This is a genomic window from uncultured Veillonella sp., assembly GCF_937981445.1.
Classification (GTDB): domain Bacteria; phylum Bacillota; class Negativicutes; order Veillonellales; family Veillonellaceae; genus Veillonella_A.
This window is the reverse complement of record NZ_CALJON010000020.1, coordinates 1-17,892: the sequence shown is the minus strand read 5'-3', so window position 1 is coordinate 17,892 and position 17,892 is coordinate 1. Positions and strand designations below refer to the sequence as shown.

At 40.4% G+C, this 17,892-nt stretch carries 24 protein-coding genes; 4 read left to right on the top strand and 20 right to left on the bottom strand.

Features of this window, described 5'->3' with window-relative positions; all coding sequences use genetic code 11:
• The 4 genes from Q0376_RS04065 to ruvC form a co-directional block, all read right to left on the bottom strand.
• The coding region (locus Q0376_RS04065; protein ID WP_298704361.1) for a SpoIID/LytB domain-containing protein at window positions 1-1,155 on the bottom strand (1,155 nt) is incomplete at its 3' end.
• Between the two features lie 101 nt (window positions 1,156-1,256).
• Entirely contained in the window at window positions 1,257-2,255 is a 999-nt protein-coding gene (ruvB, locus tag Q0376_RS04060) for a Holliday junction branch migration DNA helicase RuvB (protein WP_298704359.1), read from the bottom strand.
• Between the two features lie 2 nt (window positions 2,256-2,257).
• Window positions 2,258-2,872 carry a Holliday junction branch migration protein RuvA gene (gene ruvA / locus Q0376_RS04055; protein ID WP_298704357.1) on the bottom strand — a complete coding sequence of 205 codons (615 nt, stop codon included), beginning with the start codon at window positions 2,870-2,872 and terminating at the stop codon, window positions 2,258-2,260.
• A 194-nt stretch (window positions 2,873-3,066) separates the two neighbouring features.
• The gene (gene ruvC / locus Q0376_RS04050; protein WP_298704355.1) at window positions 3,067-3,567 is read right to left on the bottom strand and encodes a crossover junction endodeoxyribonuclease RuvC; all 501 of its coding nucleotides are present in this window, start codon (window positions 3,565-3,567) and stop codon (window positions 3,067-3,069) included.
• A 221-nt stretch (window positions 3,568-3,788) separates the two neighbouring features.
• On the opposite strand from ruvC, the gene Q0376_RS04045 reads away from it, so the two are divergent.
• The 3 genes from Q0376_RS04045 to Q0376_RS04035 are packed head-to-tail and all read left to right on the top strand — an operon-like array spanning window position 3,789 to window position 4,928.
• Window positions 3,789-4,112 (top strand): PadR family transcriptional regulator, encoded by a 324-nt coding sequence (locus tag Q0376_RS04045; RefSeq protein ID WP_298704354.1) that lies wholly within the window; start codon window positions 3,789-3,791, stop codon window positions 4,110-4,112.
• Entirely contained in the window at window positions 4,105-4,695 is a 591-nt protein-coding gene (locus Q0376_RS04040; protein ID WP_298704352.1) for a DUF1700 domain-containing protein, read from the top strand. Before Q0376_RS04045 ends, Q0376_RS04040 begins: the two co-directional genes overlap by 8 nt.
• Window positions 4,692-4,928 carry a hypothetical protein gene (locus Q0376_RS04035; protein WP_298704350.1) on the top strand — a complete coding sequence of 79 codons (237 nt, stop codon included), beginning with the start codon at window positions 4,692-4,694 and terminating at the stop codon, window positions 4,926-4,928. The genes Q0376_RS04040 and Q0376_RS04035 overlap by 4 nt, the downstream gene beginning before the upstream one ends.
• Window positions 4,929-5,137: 209 nt before the next feature.
• On the opposite strand, the gene Q0376_RS04030 is transcribed toward Q0376_RS04035, so the two are convergent.
• The 10 genes from Q0376_RS04030 to Q0376_RS03985 all read right to left on the bottom strand — a co-directional run bounded on the left by Q0376_RS04030 (window position 5,138) and on the right by Q0376_RS03985 (window position 12,780).
• Entirely contained in the window at window positions 5,138-5,869 is a 732-nt protein-coding gene (locus Q0376_RS04030) for a gamma-glutamyl-gamma-aminobutyrate hydrolase family protein (RefSeq protein ID WP_298704348.1), read from the bottom strand.
• Window positions 5,870-5,925: 56 nt separating this feature from the next.
• Complete coding sequence (trmD, locus tag Q0376_RS04025; protein WP_298704363.1) at window positions 5,926-6,744, bottom strand: tRNA (guanosine(37)-N1)-methyltransferase TrmD; 819 nt, start codon at window positions 6,742-6,744, stop codon at window positions 5,926-5,928.
• A gap of 53 nt (window positions 6,745-6,797) precedes the next feature.
• The gene (rimM, locus tag Q0376_RS04020; protein WP_298704346.1) at window positions 6,798-7,295 is read right to left on the bottom strand and encodes a ribosome maturation factor RimM; all 498 of its coding nucleotides are present in this window, start codon (window positions 7,293-7,295) and stop codon (window positions 6,798-6,800) included.
• 12 nt (window positions 7,296-7,307) lie between these two features.
• Window positions 7,308-7,715, bottom strand: coding sequence for a YlqD family protein (locus tag Q0376_RS04015; RefSeq protein WP_298704344.1), 408 nt, complete (start codon window positions 7,713-7,715; stop codon window positions 7,308-7,310).
• Between the two features lie 14 nt (window positions 7,716-7,729).
• Entirely contained in the window at window positions 7,730-7,957 is a 228-nt protein-coding gene (locus tag Q0376_RS04010) for a KH domain-containing protein (protein WP_295789744.1), read from the bottom strand.
• A gap of 21 nt (window positions 7,958-7,978) precedes the next feature.
• On the bottom strand, window positions 7,979-8,242 hold the full coding sequence (gene rpsP / locus Q0376_RS04005; protein WP_162098956.1) for a 30S ribosomal protein S16: 264 nt from the start codon (window positions 8,240-8,242) through the stop codon (window positions 7,979-7,981).
• 38 nt (window positions 8,243-8,280) lie between these two features.
• A complete protein-coding gene (ffh, locus tag Q0376_RS04000; RefSeq protein ID WP_298704341.1) occupies window positions 8,281-9,642 on the bottom strand; it encodes a signal recognition particle protein in 1,362 nt (453 codons plus the stop codon).
• A gap of 1 nt (window position 9,643) precedes the next feature.
• Entirely contained in the window at window positions 9,644-10,009 is a 366-nt protein-coding gene (locus Q0376_RS03995; protein ID WP_298704339.1) for a putative DNA-binding protein, read from the bottom strand.
• A gap of 315 nt (window positions 10,010-10,324) precedes the next feature.
• The gene (locus Q0376_RS03990; protein WP_298704337.1) at window positions 10,325-12,493 is read right to left on the bottom strand and encodes a cation-translocating P-type ATPase; all 2,169 of its coding nucleotides are present in this window, start codon (window positions 12,491-12,493) and stop codon (window positions 10,325-10,327) included.
• 17 nt (window positions 12,494-12,510) lie between these two features.
• Window positions 12,511-12,780, bottom strand: a complete 270-nt coding sequence (locus Q0376_RS03985; RefSeq protein WP_298704336.1) for a metal-sensitive transcriptional regulator — start codon at window positions 12,778-12,780, stop codon at window positions 12,511-12,513.
• A 311-nt stretch (window positions 12,781-13,091) separates the two neighbouring features.
• Between Q0376_RS03985 and Q0376_RS03980 the strand changes: the two genes are divergently transcribed.
• A complete protein-coding gene (locus Q0376_RS03980; protein ID WP_298704334.1) occupies window positions 13,092-13,748 on the top strand; it encodes a YigZ family protein in 657 nt (218 codons plus the stop codon).
• A gap of 5 nt (window positions 13,749-13,753) precedes the next feature.
• On the opposite strand, the gene Q0376_RS03975 is transcribed toward Q0376_RS03980, so the two are convergent.
• From Q0376_RS03975 to Q0376_RS03950, 6 genes are all read right to left on the bottom strand, one after another.
• Window positions 13,754-14,710 (bottom strand): AAA family ATPase, encoded by a 957-nt coding sequence (locus Q0376_RS03975; protein ID WP_298704332.1) that lies wholly within the window; start codon window positions 14,708-14,710, stop codon window positions 13,754-13,756.
• Entirely contained in the window at window positions 14,686-14,970 is a 285-nt protein-coding gene (locus tag Q0376_RS03970; RefSeq protein WP_298704330.1) for a hypothetical protein, read from the bottom strand. The genes Q0376_RS03975 and Q0376_RS03970 overlap by 25 nt, the downstream gene beginning before the upstream one ends.
• Before the next feature lie 11 nt (window positions 14,971-14,981).
• Window positions 14,982-15,128 (bottom strand): hypothetical protein, encoded by a 147-nt coding sequence (locus Q0376_RS03965; RefSeq protein WP_298704328.1) that lies wholly within the window; start codon window positions 15,126-15,128, stop codon window positions 14,982-14,984.
• A gap of 108 nt (window positions 15,129-15,236) precedes the next feature.
• A complete protein-coding gene (locus tag Q0376_RS03960; protein WP_298704325.1) occupies window positions 15,237-15,680 on the bottom strand; it encodes a hypothetical protein in 444 nt (147 codons plus the stop codon).
• 215 nt (window positions 15,681-15,895) lie between these two features.
• Entirely contained in the window at window positions 15,896-16,456 is a 561-nt protein-coding gene (locus Q0376_RS03955) for a hypothetical protein (protein WP_298704323.1), read from the bottom strand.
• Window positions 16,395-17,624 (bottom strand): hypothetical protein, encoded by a 1,230-nt coding sequence (locus Q0376_RS03950; protein ID WP_298704321.1) that lies wholly within the window; start codon window positions 17,622-17,624, stop codon window positions 16,395-16,397. Before Q0376_RS03950 ends, Q0376_RS03955 begins: the two co-directional genes overlap by 62 nt.
• Window positions 17,625-17,892: the final 268 nt, after the last annotated feature.

The following is a 17,892-nucleotide window of genomic DNA, read 5'->3' as shown; positions in this document are numbered from 1 at the left end:
TTTGCCAGCTGCTTTTAATTTATTTTCTAGTGCACTGCGGGTTAAACTGACTGTCCAAGCCGATGTATCACTATTATTAGAATAATCTTTAACGCCTTTTAAATAAGGAACTACACTGCCCCACACATTTACGCTATCTTCAGTAAAACCGCCCCCATCAGAATGGAAAAATGCTTCAATAAGAGAACCTTTATATTTCATAACTAAGCCCTTAGTGGCATCTACTGCACGGGTCGTACTATCGTATTCTCCAGCTTGTCCAGAATACACTTGATGACTAGTTGTAGGCTTCACATCATAAGGCTTAGCTGCGCTTTGTTTCATATTGTAAAGTGCATACGTTCGAGCCGCTACAGCCTGCGCCTTCAATGCTTCTTGAGGCCAGCTTGGTACCGCCTCAGCCGGTACGACACCATATAAATAGGACTCTAAGGAAGTTTCATTGATTATCATCATCGCACCATTGGAGTTAACCGCAATCTTTATGGCACCTCGGTAGGGCTTACCATCAATTTTAATAGGCGTACTCGTTTTTCCCTGCCAGGATTTTAAAAATACATCCCCTTCGACAACCTTGCCATTGACCGTAATCTTATGATTTTTAATCCCTACTACAACAGCTTGCCCTGTTGTAACTCGTTGAATAGGCTTTTTATCTTCATCATATACACTGATTTCACCATTGCCTGTAACGGTTAAAGGGGTTGTACGAGCCCCTAAAAGAACTCGGATTTGAGGAATATGAGTCGATTCATTTGTATTATATGCAGGGCTACTAACTGATTTCGTAGTCTTTACAACAGGCCCCTTAGACTTTGAATCACTCTTAGTGACCTGCTCCTTGGAAGTATCAGCCTTGCTCGTTTTATTTTTATCTATATTCTTAGACTTTGATACATTTTTGGAATTCGTTTTAGATATCTTCTTATCAGAACTTTGTACTACACTAGGGGTTGTGCCTTTGTCAACATCTGTTACATTACCCATAACGCGACCTGGCAGCTCCTTTGAGCTAGCTCCATACCCTTCTTTTACAATGGGAATCATAGCCGCCTTTGTAGGCGAACTATATATAGCATCGAGGGCGGTAGTGCCTAATGTAGTAGCACTTAGTAAAACTAAAAATGACCAAGTCGACCAAATTCGTTGCTTCATATTCTCTCCTATTAATTCTCCTGTTTTAAATTCGTAATAGCCTGTATACCCTTTATTAGCCTCATTTCATAGGCAGAGGTCTAGAAATACCTATTGCATAACTAAGGCATAGGAATGCCCAAATGTTTATATGCCAAAGGTGTTACAATACGGCCACGGCTTGTCCTAGCCAATAAGCCTAATTGCATGAGATAGGGCTCATACACATCTTCAATAGTTTCGCGCTCTTCACTTACTTGCGCCGCCAAAGTATCAAGACCTACCGGTCCCCCTTTATATACTTCGATAATGGAGCGCAATACACGCCGATCCGTAAGATCGAGTCCTAGCTGGTCAATATCAAGACGTCTTAAAGCTTCATCTGCAATCGCTCTTGTAATTGTGCCATTGCCCACAACTTCCGCTACATCGCGAACGCGCTTTAAAAGGCGGTTAGCAATACGTGGAGTACCTCTAGAGCGGCGGGCGATTTCTGATGCCCCTTCACTTTCTATGGGCATATTTAATATGTCAGCAGACCGTTCTACAATCACCTTTAGCTCCGCTTCATTATAATATTCCAACCGGCTTACAATGCCAAAGCGATCCCGCAAAGGCCCTGCTAAAGCGCCGGCCTTAGTCGTAGCGCCAACTAAAGTAAAATGAGGTAATTCATAACGCATGGAGCGAGCACTAGGCCCTTTGCCAATAATAATATCAATGGCATAATCTTCCATAGCCGTATATAAAACTTCTTCTACACTGCGAGATAAGCGATGAATTTCATCAATAAAAAGTACATCCCCTTCATTAAGATTCGTCAGCAAGGCGGCCAAATCACCAGGGCGCTCAATCGCTGGTCCAGATGTAATGCGAAGGGCTACATCAAGCTCATTAGCGATAATCGTGGCCAAGGTTGTTTTACCAAGACCTGGAGGACCATATAAGAGCACATGGTCTAATGCATCGCCACGTTTTTTAGCAGCTTGAATGAAAATCTCCAAGTTTTCTTTAGCTTTTTTCTGACCAATATATTCTCTAAAATAGCGAGGGCGCAAACTTAATTGCCAAGTATCTTCATCATGTTCTTCAGTTCCTATAATGCGAACTTCTTCTTTCATACCTATTTACCCTTTCCTAATTCTGACAACACAGCTCGGAGCAATTCGGATTCACCGAGAGAACCATCGTCCAGGCGGTGCAGAATATCAATGAACTCAGTTTCATCATAACCTAAGGAAATAAGCGCCTCCGTCACTAAACCGCCTACCCCTGATGCGTTCGGTTCTGCATCAAAATCAAAGCCACCTTTTTTGCTTGTCATGACAACTGGCGCAAATTTTGCAATCTTATCTTTTAACTCCAATACCAATCGTTCAGCTGATTTTTTACCAATCCCTGGCAATTTGGTAAGCGTCTTGACTTCGCCATTCATAATGGCTACTTTAATCGCATCAGAACTCATGCCAGAGAGCATGCCTAACCCCACTTTAGGCCCAATGCCGGACACAGAAATAAGTAAGGTAAATAAATCATACTCATCTTGGGTCGCAAAGCCGTAAAGCTGCATAGCATCTTCGCGAACACTCATGTACGTGAACAAAGTAATCTCCTCACCTTCACGAAGTGCATCGCGCGTATTAGCTGAAATATGGAGGCGATAACCGACCCCATTTACATCAATAAAGCAAGCGCCACTAAAAATGTGACTCACCTTGCCTCGTACATATCCAATCATGTTTACATCCTCATCATTATTACTATAGTAATCTGAATTTATATACTTTGCCCTATAACTACAGGCACTAAGATCCTAACTCTATAGCGATCAACACTAAGCGCTTAATCTATAGCTGTCAACACTAAGCGTTTAATCTATAAGGGTCAACACCAAGCGCTTAATCTATAACTGCCAGCGTTAATAGCTCAACACTATAACTGCAATCGTTTCTTTAATTGCTCTGATTGCGAACTATAGGCCGTGCAAATAGCAATGGCCAAGGCATCGGCCGTATCGTCAGGCTTAATTTTTTCCTTAATGCCCAAGAGCTTCATAGTCATGCTAATCACCTGCTCTTTCGTAGCCCGACCATACCCAGTAACAGCTTGTTTTACTTGGAGTGGCGTATATTCATAAATCGGTAAGTCTTGTTGACTCGCCGCCAATAAAATAACACCCCTAGCCTGACCTACAGTAATAGCCGTAGTCACATTACGATTAAAAAAGAGCTGTTCTACGCCAAATTTATGAGGGCGATATTCTTCTAAAATATCACTTAAATCATTAAATAAAATTTCTAAGCGTCTTGCATCTGTATCGTCCGGCGTAGTGGTGATGGCACCATAAGCTACCGTTTTAAGGCGATTGCCTTCTACATCAATTACACCATAACCACAGATGGCGCTACCTGGATCTATGCCAATAACTCTCACCAATAACACTCCTATCTAATCTTATTTACTCAATCATTTTATTATAACACTTAAAGCACATTGAACCAAACAGAAGAGCGAACAAAAGAAATAAAAAGGAATTTAAAAATTGTTTAAGAATTGTTTATTATTTAGTACCTTGCATTATATTATACCTTGTGTTAACATATAGTTATCCAATGAATGAATATATACAAAATATAACAAGCAAAGGAGTTGCCATGAAAACACAGCTAAAAAAAGGGGTTATTGAGCTTTTAGTGCTCGGTCTTTTAACCCAAAAGAATCAATATGGCTACGAAATTGTGGATACCATTTCAGACTATGTTGAAATGTCCGAAGGATCCATCTACCCCCTCCTTAAACGTTTACAAAAAGATGATTTAGTAGACACCTATTGGGAGGAATCAGTCAGTGGCCCACCGCGCAAATATTATCGTATTACTGAGGAGGGAACCAAGTCTTACCGTCACATGTTAATGGAGTGGCAAGACTTTTCCAGCGCAGTAAATCGTTTCCTAGAAGGAGTTGACATTAATGAATAAAGAGCAATATTTAGACTTATTACGCTATTACTTTCGTCAAGCTAAAGCGGAAGATGTAAATGAAATTCTCAGCGATTATGAAGAGCATTTCCGAAGTGGCTATGAACAAAATCTTAGGGATGAAGAAATTATAAGATCCTTAGGCGACCCTAAACAAATTTACGAAGCTTATCTATCTGAAGGCATTATAACTGAACGAAAAGGCCTTTTGAAAGGTGATATAGCAGATGATTTAAAAGATATGTTTGAAAAGGCCCAAGTTGAATTTCAGTCTAATATGAAGCCCCAATTACCTCAATATTGGCAGCATGCATCTAAAGCTGTCTTTTGGACTAGTGGCACAATCGCCTATATACTAACAGCTTTATGCTGGTTTATCACCCTCATTATTACCTATTTACTATCCATTCAATGGCAACCATTTGTAGATGTAGCACCACTACCAGCCATTTCAATGGTAACTATTGTGTCACTCTTCCTCGCTGGCTTCGGTGCAGGACTCACATGCCTCTTCATTGGCCAAGAATGTTTCAAACAATATAAAACTAAGAAAGAAGAAACTACGAAGGGAGCTACAGTATGAAACGAATTTTAATCACCGTCTTAATCACCCTATTTTGCTTTGGCATCGGTGCCACCTCCTTCATAGTGAATGACTTATCCAACTATGTAAAATGGTACCAAACAGATGTGAGACCAACTATGGATAAAAATAAACAAAACAAGGAAGAGCATAAAAAGAAAGACCATTACCAAAATAAACCTAATGACCAACAAGACGCTGTACATTGGGAGCATAATCGAGACAATAAATAATCTCTTCACCTCCACACAAAAATCCCCTATCAAAAGGATATAGTAAATACGCTATCAAGATCATAGATTCAATAACACAAAAACGCCCTGACAACCTAGTAGATTCATTGCACGCAACAATAAATCTAGCACTAGGCTGCCAGGGCGTCTTTAATTACAAATACCTTGCCGAGATATTTCAAAAATATTATCGACGCAATCCCTAATTATTACAGAGACTCTTCAACAATGTCTAAATAAGCTTCAAAGAAACGAAGCATATCTGCATATTCGCGCCACATATTTTCAGGATGCCACTGCACACCAACAATGGTGGCATCCTCATTTTCAATGCCTTCTACCACACCATCAGCACTCAAGGCCGTAACTTTTAAACCTTCACCGAGCTCACGAATCGCTTGATGATGGCGCGAGTTCACCAATGTTTGAGGGCCAAATACAGTTTCTAAAAAGCTATTCTTTTCGAGTGTAACAGAGTGAGTCGCATCACCGCCATAGGCTCTTTGTGAATGCTTAACACTCAATCTTTTATATTGTGCTTTCAAGTCTTGATACACAGTACCACCAAGGGCTACATTAATCATTTGCGCCCCTTTGCACAAACCTAAAAGGGGCTTATGCTTTGCTTGTGCCGCTAAGATAAGCGCCTTTTCAAATATATCGCGCTTAAAATTTACATATCCTAGTTGTGGAATCGGTTCCTCTCCAAATAAAAGAGGATCTATATCTGGACCACCAGGTAAAATAATTCCATCACACATATTCACTAGCTCTTCGCAAGTTTCATCTGGCTCAAGAACATCGGGCAAAATAATCGGAATAGCCCCTAGATGATGAATCACCTCTACTAACTCCCGAGGTGCAAAAGGTGCTCTAACTTCATTAATAACATCCGTCATATTATGTAAAGTATCAGCTGTAATCCCGATGCGCAATCTCATAGTACCCCCTCCTTCATAAGGTTCTTCAAAAGCCAAGCAATTATAACGCCCTCATCTTATAGCTCTTTGTCTTGAGGCCAAAGTCCTGATTTTTTTAAAGTCTTAATGGCCTTTACTTCTTCACTAGTAAGCTCCCGATCTAGCAAATCAGGGCGCAGTCGTTCAGTGCGAAGCAAAGCTTGCTCTAAGCGCCAAGTAGCAATATTTTTGTGATGACCACTGCGGAGCACTTCCGGCACTTCCCAGCCACGAAATACAGGTGGCTTAGTATATTGAGGGCCTTCTAAAATGGGCCGATAAAATGAGTCTTCTACGGCTCCCGCTGCAGCCCCTAGCACCCCTGGAATCATGCGTGCTACTGCATCAGCTACAACCATGGCAGGTAATTCCCCACCAGTAAGCACATAGTCGCCGATGGAAATAGTCTCATCAATAAGATGCTCTTCCACTCGATAATCTACACCTTCATAATGGCCACAAATCAATACTAATTGATCATACGTAGCTAATTCACGGGCCTTAGCCTGTGTAAAGGGTGTCCCTGCAGGGCCTAAAAAAACAACCCGTTTTCGCGGCTCTAGACCATGTACAGCATTCGGTACTAATTCATGAGAGCTATCTGTTAACTCTGGGGAGTTTTCAAAAGCCCCTAATACATGTTCCACAGCCTCAAAAATGGGCGGAGCCATCATCAACATACCGGCCCCACCACCGTACGGCGTATCATCTACTTGATTATGCTTATTGTGAGCAAAATCGCGCGGATTCGTTACTGCCATGGAGAGTCGATTCGCTGCGATAGCACGTTTTATAATGCTATGATCAAAAAAAGCAGCGAAAAACTCAGGGAATAAAGAAATGATGTCAATTTTCATAGTATCGCCATTACCTTTCTTATACACTCAATCTTACGCTGCTAGCCTACTTTTTAAATCCACTCTGGTGGATTAGCAATAATCTTGCCACCTGGTACATCAATTTCTAAAATTACATCATCAAGTACAGGTAGTAATAAATCAGGTTCTCCTTCTTTTTGTACTACGTATACATCATTGGCACCAGGTTGAAGAACATCAGACACTTTGCCAAGTTCTACTCCTTCTGTATCGAATACAGTAAGACCAATAATATCGAAAATGTAATAACGACCTTCAGGTAATTCTACCAGGTCTTCTCGGCTTACCTGAATCTCTTTACGGCCCATAAGCTCAGCCGCATTGCGATCAGGAATTTCTTTAAAAGTAGCTAATATAAATTGTTTATGATAACGAGCAGAGGTAATATGGTATTGCTTACCATCAATGTAGCAGTCCTCCATCGTTAAAAACCGATCAGGAAAATCGGTAGTAGGCATTATACGCAGATCACCCCGCACACCGTGCGGGGCAACGATAACGCCTATAGTAATCAGTTCATTCTGATTCATAGGACCTTATTATTAGCTGCGGAACGCTACGATCTTGCCATCTTCAAGCAAGATTTCGCTGCCCATTAACGCGTCAAAATCGTCGCCGACTTTAACTGTAACGGAGCGTTCAAAAGTACCCTGATTAATTTCAGAGCCTAGCTCAAGGTTTTCAACTTCCTTTAATTTGGCTGCTACGTCCGCCTTAATGGATAAACGTTGATTCTTGTTTTCTTCGATTTGCTGACGAAGTTGAATAATGCCTTGCAAGTCAAGCTTTGCTTGTTCGCTTTCCAAACGTTTAGCTTGGAATTCAAGCTGTTGCAAGTCTTGTTCCACTAAGTCGAGACGATGCTGTAAGTCAGCAGTAAGCTTTACTTTTAGATCTTCCGTCACTTTAGACTTAATAGTCACAGGGACGCGAATCGTCATTTCTTCCATGTGTACCTCACCCTTTAGACAATCTCAACAGATATCTTTTTATTTTCTTTGATAGCTGCCGCTTTGGCAACAGCTCGGATTGCTTTAGCAATTCTGCCCTGCTTTCCAATAACCTTGCCCATGTCTTCTGGAGCTACATGTACTTCATAAATTTCCACGTCGCCCTTTACGGTCATGGTAACAGAAACGGCTTCAGGCTGCTTAACCAATGACTTTGCAATTAATGTAATTAATTCTTTCATCACAGTATGCCTCTCTATGAATTACTTCTTAGCGTCAGCAAATTTCTGCATAACACCGTGCTGTTTGAAAAGGGAGCGAACAGTGTCAGTTGGCTGTGCACCATTACCCAACCAAGCTAAAGCTTTTTCTTCATCAATATTGATAACAGCTGGGGACTTAGTTGCGTCGTATTGGCCGATAGTGTCTACTGGACGACCTTCACGAGGAGCACGAGAGTCAGCTACAACGATACGATAGAAAGGAGCTTTTTTAGCACCCAAACGAGTTAAACGAATTTTCAACATTTTATAACTTCACCTCCTTGTAATAATCTCTATATAGATCAACCGCCGAAAGGTAATTTTGGCATCATTTTAGATAAAAGTCCGCCCTTACCACCGCGCATGGATCCCATTTTTTTCATCATCTTTTGAGCTTCTTCAAACTGTTTAATGAGACGATTAACATCTTGCACGCGAGTACCAGACCCCATTGCAATACGTTTACGTCTTGACCCATTAAGCAATTTAGTATTAGCTCGTTCTGCCATCGTCATGGATTTTATAATCGCTTCCATGCGACGTACTTCTTTACTATCTAAATCAATATCCTTTAATTTATCTTTCACTTGGCCCATGCCAGGTAAAAGTCCGAGGATATTTTGGAAATTACCTAATTTTTTAATCTGCTGCATCTGTGCTAAGAAATCATCCAAAGTGAATTGATTCTTACGCATTTTATCAGCCAAGGCTTTCGCTTCTTCTTCATCAATTAAGTCCTTAGCGCCTTCAATCAAAGTCTCTAAGTCACCTAAGTCAAGAATACGCGATGCCATACGATCAGGATGGAATACGGCAAGCCCGTCCATCTTTTCACTGGTGCCGACAAACTTAATCGGTTTGCCCGTAATAGACTTAATAGATAAGGCAGCACCACCCTTAGCATCACCATCAAGTTTAGTCATGACAATGCCATCAAGGCCTAACTGCTCATCAAAGGTCTTAGCAGTAGTTACTGCGTCTTGACCAATCATGGCATCTACAACGAGAAGAATTTCATGAGGTTTAACAGATTGTTTAATATTTACAAGCTCATTCATCAATTCTTCGTCAATCGCTAGGCGCCCTGCCGTATCGATGATAACCACATCTTTTAACAGGGAAGAACTAGCAGCAATCGCTTCTTTAGCAATGTCTACAGGATTCGCTCCAGCCTCTTCCTTGGCAAATACAGGGATATCAATTTGCTTCCCTACTACCTGCAACTGTTTAATCGCCGCTGGACGATATACGTCGGCAGCTACAAGCATAGGATGTTTTCCTTGCTTGCGTAAATGCACAGCTAATTTACCAGCCGTGGTCGTTTTACCAGCACCTTGTAAACCGACTAGCATAATTACCGTTGGTGGTCGTGGGGATATCATAATCCGCGCTTCAGTACCACCAAGGAGGTCTGTTAATTCATCTTTAACGATTTTAACAACAGTCTGCACAGGATTTAATGAACCAAAGACTTCTTCACCAAGCGCTTTTTCTTTGATGCGCTTAATAAAATCTTTTACTACTACCAAGCTCACATCCGCTTCAAGCAAAGCAATGCGCACTTGGCGTAGGGCTAGATTTACATCTTCTTCGGTAACCTTCCCCTTACCTTTTAAGGACTTAAAGGCTTCTTGCAAGCGATCTCTTAAATTATCAAAAGCCATCTTATCCCTCCATTTGAGCTACTAATTCGTATAGTGAGTTTTTATATTGTGTAACCCGTTCCACTTGGCTACGACCGGCACAAACTACATCATCTAGTTTAGAAAGCTCTGTTTTTAAATGATGAATTACATGCTCCCTTTGTTCATACTGTCGTACTAAGTGTAACTTGCTTTCATACATATCAAGTAATTGGCGCGCTCGCTGCATATTATCATGCACAGCTTGCCGTGACACGCCAAGTGTTTCAGCAATTTCAGCTAAGGACATGTCATCCTCATGATGCCAGGATAAACATTGTCTCTGTCGTTCAGTCAATAAGGCACCATAAAAGTCAAGTAATAAACTAATTAATACACGTTCTTCCACAGGCCTCACTCCTTCCTCAACAATGTCAAGCTAAAAAACTTTACACGCTATTCTATCAAAGCCTAACTATTATGTCAAGTACTTTTCCTTTACACGCAAATTTTTAAAAAATTTACCGTACCTGACTCATTCCCCATGATCTATGAACTAAAAAAGCAGCGGACTAAAGTCCGCTGCTTTATGTAAACACATGGGTTCAATATAGTTGCTATGAACCTAATTTTAATATAGTTACTATTAACCTAACTTCAATCTAGTTACTGCTAGCCTAACTTCAATATAGTTACTGTTATTCTAACTTCAACATAATTACTATTAACCTAATTTAGCTCGTTTTAAACGCAAGGAGTTACTTACTACCGCCACCGAGCTAAAGGCCATAGCTGTACCGGCAATCATAGGAGACAATAAGCCTACTGCTGCCAATGGAATACCAATACTATTAAAGATTAACGCCCAGAACAGATTTTGACGAATATTTGTCATAGTCTTACGGCTCAAAGTAACAGCTTGCACTAGTGTATGTAAATCATTACGTACTAACACAATATCAGCAGACTCAACAGCAATATCAGTGCCATTTCCAATGGCAAAGCCAATATCTGCTAAGGTCAATGCTGGCGCATCATTAATGCCATCACCTACCATGCCAACTACATAGCCCTGTTTTTTAAGTTCTTCAATTTTACCGGCCTTGTCCTGTGGCAATACTTCTGCCATTACATGACTAATGCCTGCTTGTTTAGCCATGTAGTTTGCTGTACGGCGATTATCCCCCGTAAGCATCCATACTTCAATGCCTCGAGCTTGTAACGTTTTAATTACTTCCGGTACTTCCGGACGAATTTCGTCTTCTACAGCCCACAAGGATCTAATTATGCCATCAACAGCTAACAAGGACACCGAAGCACCCCGTTCTTCTTCACTGAGTACCGCCTGTTCCACTTCATCGCTTAAATAACCAAGCTCCTTCATCCAACGGCTATGGCCAATCTTTATATCCTTACCATCTACTACAGCTTCTAAGCCATGACCTGGCACATCTTTAAAAGAGTCAACTACAGGTAATGGAGCTTGTTCGACTTGATCCATACCATAGGCCGCCATGGCCTTAGCAATAGGATGGGTAGTGCAGGACTCTACAGCTGTCATAATGCTTACATTTTCTGCAGCAAGGCCTGTAAAATGCTGTATCTTACTTACTACTAAGGTCCCTTTCGTAATAGTTCCTGTTTTATCTAACACAATCGCATTTAATTGACCAGCTCGTTCTAAGAATTCAGCACTCTTAATTAGAATCCCATGTTCCGCACCGAGCCCAGAGCCTACCATGATAGACGTCGGTGTTGCTAGCCCCAAAGCACAAGGACATGCAATAACCAGTACGGCTGTACCATGAATAAGTGCTACGCCCCAATCATTAGTAAAACCTAAATACCAAACAATAGCCGTTAATATAGCAAGGCCAATAACGATAGGTACAAAATACGCTGCCACTACATCGGCTACACGTTGAATCGAAGCTTTCGAGGTCTGGGCCTGTTCCACGACTTTAATAATTTGTGAAAGCATCGTATCGGAACCAATTTTTTCCGCCCTCATAGTGAATACGCCTGTTTCATTTACAGTGGCACCAATTACCTTGCTGCCCTGCGCCTTTTCCACTGGCAAGCTTTCACCGGTGAGCATGGCTTCATTAACAGCAGACTGCCCTTCTAGGACCTCTCCATCTACAGGGATTTTTTCACCTGCTCTAACTTGCAATACATCACCTACTACAACCTCAGTGGTAGGAATGTCCACCCATTGGCCATCCCGTTGTACATGCGCTGTATTTGCTTGCAAGCCCATAAGCTTTTCAAGGGCTTCTGAAGTACGCCCCTTTGCTACTTCTTCTAAAACTTTACCAAGTAAAATGAAAGTAATAAGCCAAGCTGATGTCTCAAAATATAATTCGTGATTGCCTATCATCATATTATAAATGCTAAATACATAAGCCACGGTGGTCCCTAATGCCACTAACACATCCATGGTTAAAGACCCACCCTTTATAGCCCCCCAAGCGCCTTTATAAAAGACAAGACCAGGGCCAAATTGAGCAATAGTTGCTAAGACAAGTTCTACCCAAGCAGGCAACATGGGCCAACCAAAGAGATGATGTCCCGTCATGCTCACCATCATAGGCACAGCCATAACAGCAGCTATAATCATGCGATATAATTGAGGCTTGTAATTTACCTTTTCTAAGGTATGAGACCCTTCTTTAGCCAACGATGCACCAAAGCCAATATTAGTAATCGCTTGTACTACATCATCCGGTGTGACTGTACTATTAGGTGCATAGGTAACACTGCCTTTACGGGTTAATAAATTAACTTTAACATCGGCTACCCCCTCAAGGCGGTTCACCACTTTTTCTACACGAGCTACACAGGCTGCACAATGCATGCCAGTAATATCAAACTCGTTTGTACGACTACTCATTACTACAACCTTCTTTCTTATTTATGTAATGATTTATATACGCCCATCAATTCTGTAATAGCATCATCTTCATTGCCTTTTTTTATGGCATCTACTACGCAAGAGCGCGAATGGCTCTCTAACATTAACATGCCCACTTGGTAAAGAGCCGCTCGTACAGCACCAATTTGTTGTAATACTTCAATGCAGTAACGATGATCTTCTACCATGCGCTCTATGCCTTCTACTTGGCCCTTAATGCGGCGAAGGCGGCGCGTCACTTTATCTACTTCCATATCAGTTAACATAGCATACCTCTTTCTTCTTAACTCTCTATATAACTTTATTTTTCTTAACTCTCTATATAACTTTATATATAAGTCTACGATAAAACATATTTACATACCCCCACGGGGTATTTCTACATGTATTATGTTACTCTTTCTCACTTACATCGTCAACAAGGGGGTATTGAATTCATTTTAAAAATTCCGTAATATGTTAAGTGATAATAAAAAAACGCAAGACCTCGGTCATACCTACATGGAGAGTACCTCAGTCTTGCATCACATAAATCCACTATATATGTAATTGATTATATTTTTCATGGGGGTATACTATGGCGTCATTTATTACCATTGGCCAAGAACATCGAATTGAATATATTGTAGAAAAATCACGCTTTATTGCTACAGCTATCCCCTGCACCACAGAAGAAGAAGCTCAAGCCGGCATTGCCCGCATCAATAAAGAGTTTTGGGATGCTACCCACAATTGTACAGCCTATGCGCTAGGCCCCACACAAGAACAGCAACGCTCTTCAGATAATGGCGAACCGTCCGGCACTGCTGGCAAACCTATTTTGGAGGTTTTAAAAAAAACAAAAACTACCAACACCTTAATTGTCGTAACCCGTTACTTCGGAGGTATCAAACTAGGTGCCGGCGGGCTTATTAGAGCTTACTCGCATAGTGCGGCAGAAGTTATAAAATCAGCTCCTAAAGTCCTCCACACATTGCGTCAAATTGTGGAAGTTACCGTTGACTACAGTCTTTATAATACCCTAGGGCGGTATCTAGAAGAGCAAAATCTACATTTTGAAACAAATTTTACAGACAAAGTAACCTTGCAAATATACGTAAGCCCTAGCGAATTAGATGCGTTACAAACGGCCATAGACAACATGAGTAGGGGGCAAGCGGGCTGGGAATTAAAAGAAGAAAAAATGGTACAGATCCCCCTTGTAGAGGAAGAGAATAACACGGCAGAACTATAACTCATTTAAAAATCTAACTCACAAAGAAGCATTAGACTCTGTTTGTCTAGTGCTTCTTTTCTATTGTACAAACGCTTTGCTTGATTCATAGTTACATCGTCAAATAGATTTCGAATATAGCGTCCATTCGCTTTAGTTAGAATCCCCCGCTCTCTATCCTTCAGTGAAAGCTCCTGTGCTTTATTCTCCGGCGAAAATGCATTCCCTTTATGCTCCGGCGAAAATGCATTATCTTTATTCTCCGGCGAAAATCCATATTCTTTATGGTCCACCTTAATACTACTAGAAGTAGCCGCAAAATCCTTAGCAATTTTTTCCTTTAATTTTACAAGGCCCTCTTCCGTTACAATATAGTCATTTTGCTTACACAAATACTTGAAAATATCCAATAGCTCAGCTTCAGAATAGTCTGGAAACGTAATAAACTGATTAAACCTAGATTTAAGACCTGGATTAGAGGCAAAGAATTGTTTCATCAAATCAGGATAGCCTGCCACAATTACGACTAAATCATCACGATAGTCTTCCAAGGCTTTCGTAAGCTCTGTTAAACATTCACGGCCATAACTATCGCTATGCTCATTTTCTGTAATACTATAGGCTTCATCAATAAATAACACGCCGCCCCGTGCTTTATTAATTAAACGGCGTACTTTAATAGCCGTTTGCCCCTGATACTCCGCAATTAAGTCAGCGCGCCCCGCTTCGATAAAATGGCCCTTACTTAAAATCCCCAATGACTTATACATCCGCCCTACAATACGAGCCACCGTTGTCTTAGCTGTCCCTGGATTGCCTAAAAAAGCCATGTGTAAGGTTTTATTCGTTTTCTTTAGGCCTAATTGTACACGCTTCTTTTGCAATTCATTAAAAGCAATCAAATCTCTAACCTGTGCCTTCACAGCCTTTAATCCCACCAAAGACTCTAATTGCTCAGCTAATGCTTCAAAAGGAATATCCATTCATATACATCATCTACTGCTAGCGCCCCTAAGTATTTATATAGGAGCTCTACAATAATTTCTGCCTTCGCTTCCATCTGGTTTGTCTCATAGGAGCGTCGAATATCCCTTAATTTCTTAATTAATTCCAAAGGCGCACTTTTGCTTACCCCGTCCTCAATCGCTTTTTCAAGGGCCTCTAGTTCATACTGCCCATTCGTTAAATCGTCTAACTTGAGAACTTCCGTTCGTAATTGTTGTTTATATTGATCTGAAAGCATAGTAGCCTCCTTTATTGCACAAAGGCAACGACTAAAGCTGAAAGAGCTATTAGAAATGAAAGGATAGCAAATCCTTTAGCGGCTCTAGCCTTTTTTTGCAAATCTACAATAAGTGCCATTTGCTGCATATCTTGAGACTGTAAATTGTGGTGAACCATTTGCACTTCCCCTTTTATTGTCTCTATAGTGATATTTAAATTATCATAGACTTTCTTAAACTTTTCACTAATATCCCCTAAGTTCGCTTGATGCTGTACGCTAACTGATTATAAATTCATGATTTGCTCTTGTAGCTGTAATAAGCCAGCATGCAACTCTTCATAACTCTCAAACATTAAATCAATATCATCTAAATGCGCCAATGTTTCAAGCCGGGCTTTAAAACTTGTTAATCCGACCACTACTTTATGATGAGATTGAACAAGTTGATTTATATCATATTGTGTCTCTTTTAGCTCTTCTACAGTTTTTTCATTACCCTTTAGGGCGATTGCAATGCCTTGAAGATATTCCTTATCTAAGGCGTCGAAGGTTTCGTATACTTCGTGTAAGCCATTATACACATATTCAAAGGCTTGGTTTTGCCGAATAAAACAGTCTTTCACCTCTTTGGAAAATTGATTCAGTTCACGACCTGTTACCTCATGATTAAACCAATTAAAGAAGCCTCCATCTTCATTCACTTGAGTAAATGTTACTTTTTTGGGCATCTCTTTTTCCAATGCCTTTAATCTATTTTTTCTCTGTAAAAATAATGCTTTATTACTCTTTACCATCATATCCTCATGTAATTAATACATTATGCATTTAATCGCAGTTAATTCTAGCACTTAATAACACTTATTAACGCTTAATTCTAACACTTATTAACGCTAGTCCTAACACTTAATAACTCGTTAGGATTAATTATAAGAGCGACCTTTAATTACTCTAAATTATCTAACATTCTATCTATATCGTCTAAGACTTTTCTATTTTCTTTATGACTCTCTGTTAGAGTCTTATGTCCCTTTTCTGTTGTCCCTAAACTCTCTACCATCATGTCTCGTAAAGCTCTATGACGATCACTGATAGTTTGATACATCATTTCTTTACGATTCTCCACCTTCGACTCTAGTACATAGCGCTTTTGCTCCTGCAAAGTAAGTACCTCATCTTGTTTTGTAAGAACTTCTTTAGTGAGCTTCGTTTTTATCTTTTTCTCTACAAATTTATTAATATAGTAAATAGAAATAGCCCCTATAACACCAAAGACTATACTAGATACTAAAGTAGCAATAAAGTTTGCCAGTGTACCTAATAAGGGAATTGTTATGGCAAAAATGGGAATGGCTAAGAGGCTTTTTTCGATGACTTCACTAAGTAAAAGGCCGCCGGTTACAGATAAAATCCCCACCAAGAGCTTACCAATATCAGCCATTTGTTCAACAAAGGACTTGGCCCGATTTTCTGCCTTTTTTATAGTAACCGAATACTTCGCGCACAAACTTAAATCCTTGCTTTACAAAACTTGCCGCCTTTTTAAACAAGGTTAGTACCGGTGCAAAGGCTTCAGACAAAATAGTCCCCACAATGGTGTCCTTCGCAATATTCAAATACTTTCTTACCTGTGCCCTTATGTCTTGAGTGAACTCTATAAAGGCTCGCTTTAAATCTGTCATCAGTTTTGTAAAGGATTTCCCTGACTCCTTGAAAAAAGCAATTAAGGTCTTTAGCATTTTTTTCAAGAAATCAGCTACCACTGAGGCAAGCACTGCTTTAATGGCATCTTTTCCGGCTTTCTTTGCGGTGTTCACAGCAATCTTCTTGCCTTGCCGAAGAGTTTTGCTGCGGCGAGCCTTCTTATCTATAGCCTTCATTTTGTCTTCGTCAGCAGCTAAAATATTGTCTTTCTTACGTTTAGCTTCAGCCAGCTGTGCCTTTTTTTCGGCTTCAGATAAATTAGGATTCGTATTAATATCATTCACCTTTTTATTATAATTTTCTTCTAGCTGTTTTCGCCGCTGTGCCATAGCTTCTGGATTCGTATATGTCTCTACGGATTTTTTACCCTTACTCTTGTTTAAATTTTCATTCGTCACAACAATATTCGATGGATCATTAGCCGCTTCGGCAACAGTTTCACCAGACTGTACACGTCTTAAATCGCCATAATGTTCTTCTCGAGAAATCACATGCTCTATATTAGGCTTATCGTTTTCACCTAATACGTGCCCTGTATACGCATCCTCTTGTGTACCATTTTGGTGGGCTACCTTTGCGTCTCGACCATATTGCTTATATTTAGAATCTTGTAAGACTTTATCGCCAATTTCCTTACTATATGCGTTAGCCAGTGGATTATCTTGGGGATTTTTACGAATATGCGCTTGAATCAAAGTCTCATTGGTTAATTCTAGACCAAATTGTTCGCCTAATCGATTCCATACTTCCTTAATTACCATTTGACTTAGACCTTCAGGACTATTAATGGTTTCGCAATGTACTACAAGAGCTTCTAACTCCTCATAACTTATATCTAAGGCCTTCGTAAGCTCCAGTTCTTGGGCCTCTAATTCCTGCGCTGTAAGCGCCATGTAATGTAATTGTTTACTTCCACCAGGCACTGTACTTTCAGCACTTACCGTCTGCAGCTCATGCGTCTTTTTGTCCATCCTCTACCTCTGCTCCCTTACGTATCGTATGCTCATTATCTTATGATATGTCCCTCTCATTATACTTAAAAAGGGACTGCCTTTTCAAACAGTCCCTTTTTTACAGCCTTATATAGTTTTATTATTCATATACATCATCATCTAACAAGGCTAATTCTTTCGGCGTCACCGTAAGCAATACGCCCACATCTACCTTTAGGCCTCGCGCTAGGACAATGAGCATTTCAATGGACAAATTCTCATTGTACGTACCTCGCTCTATTTTACT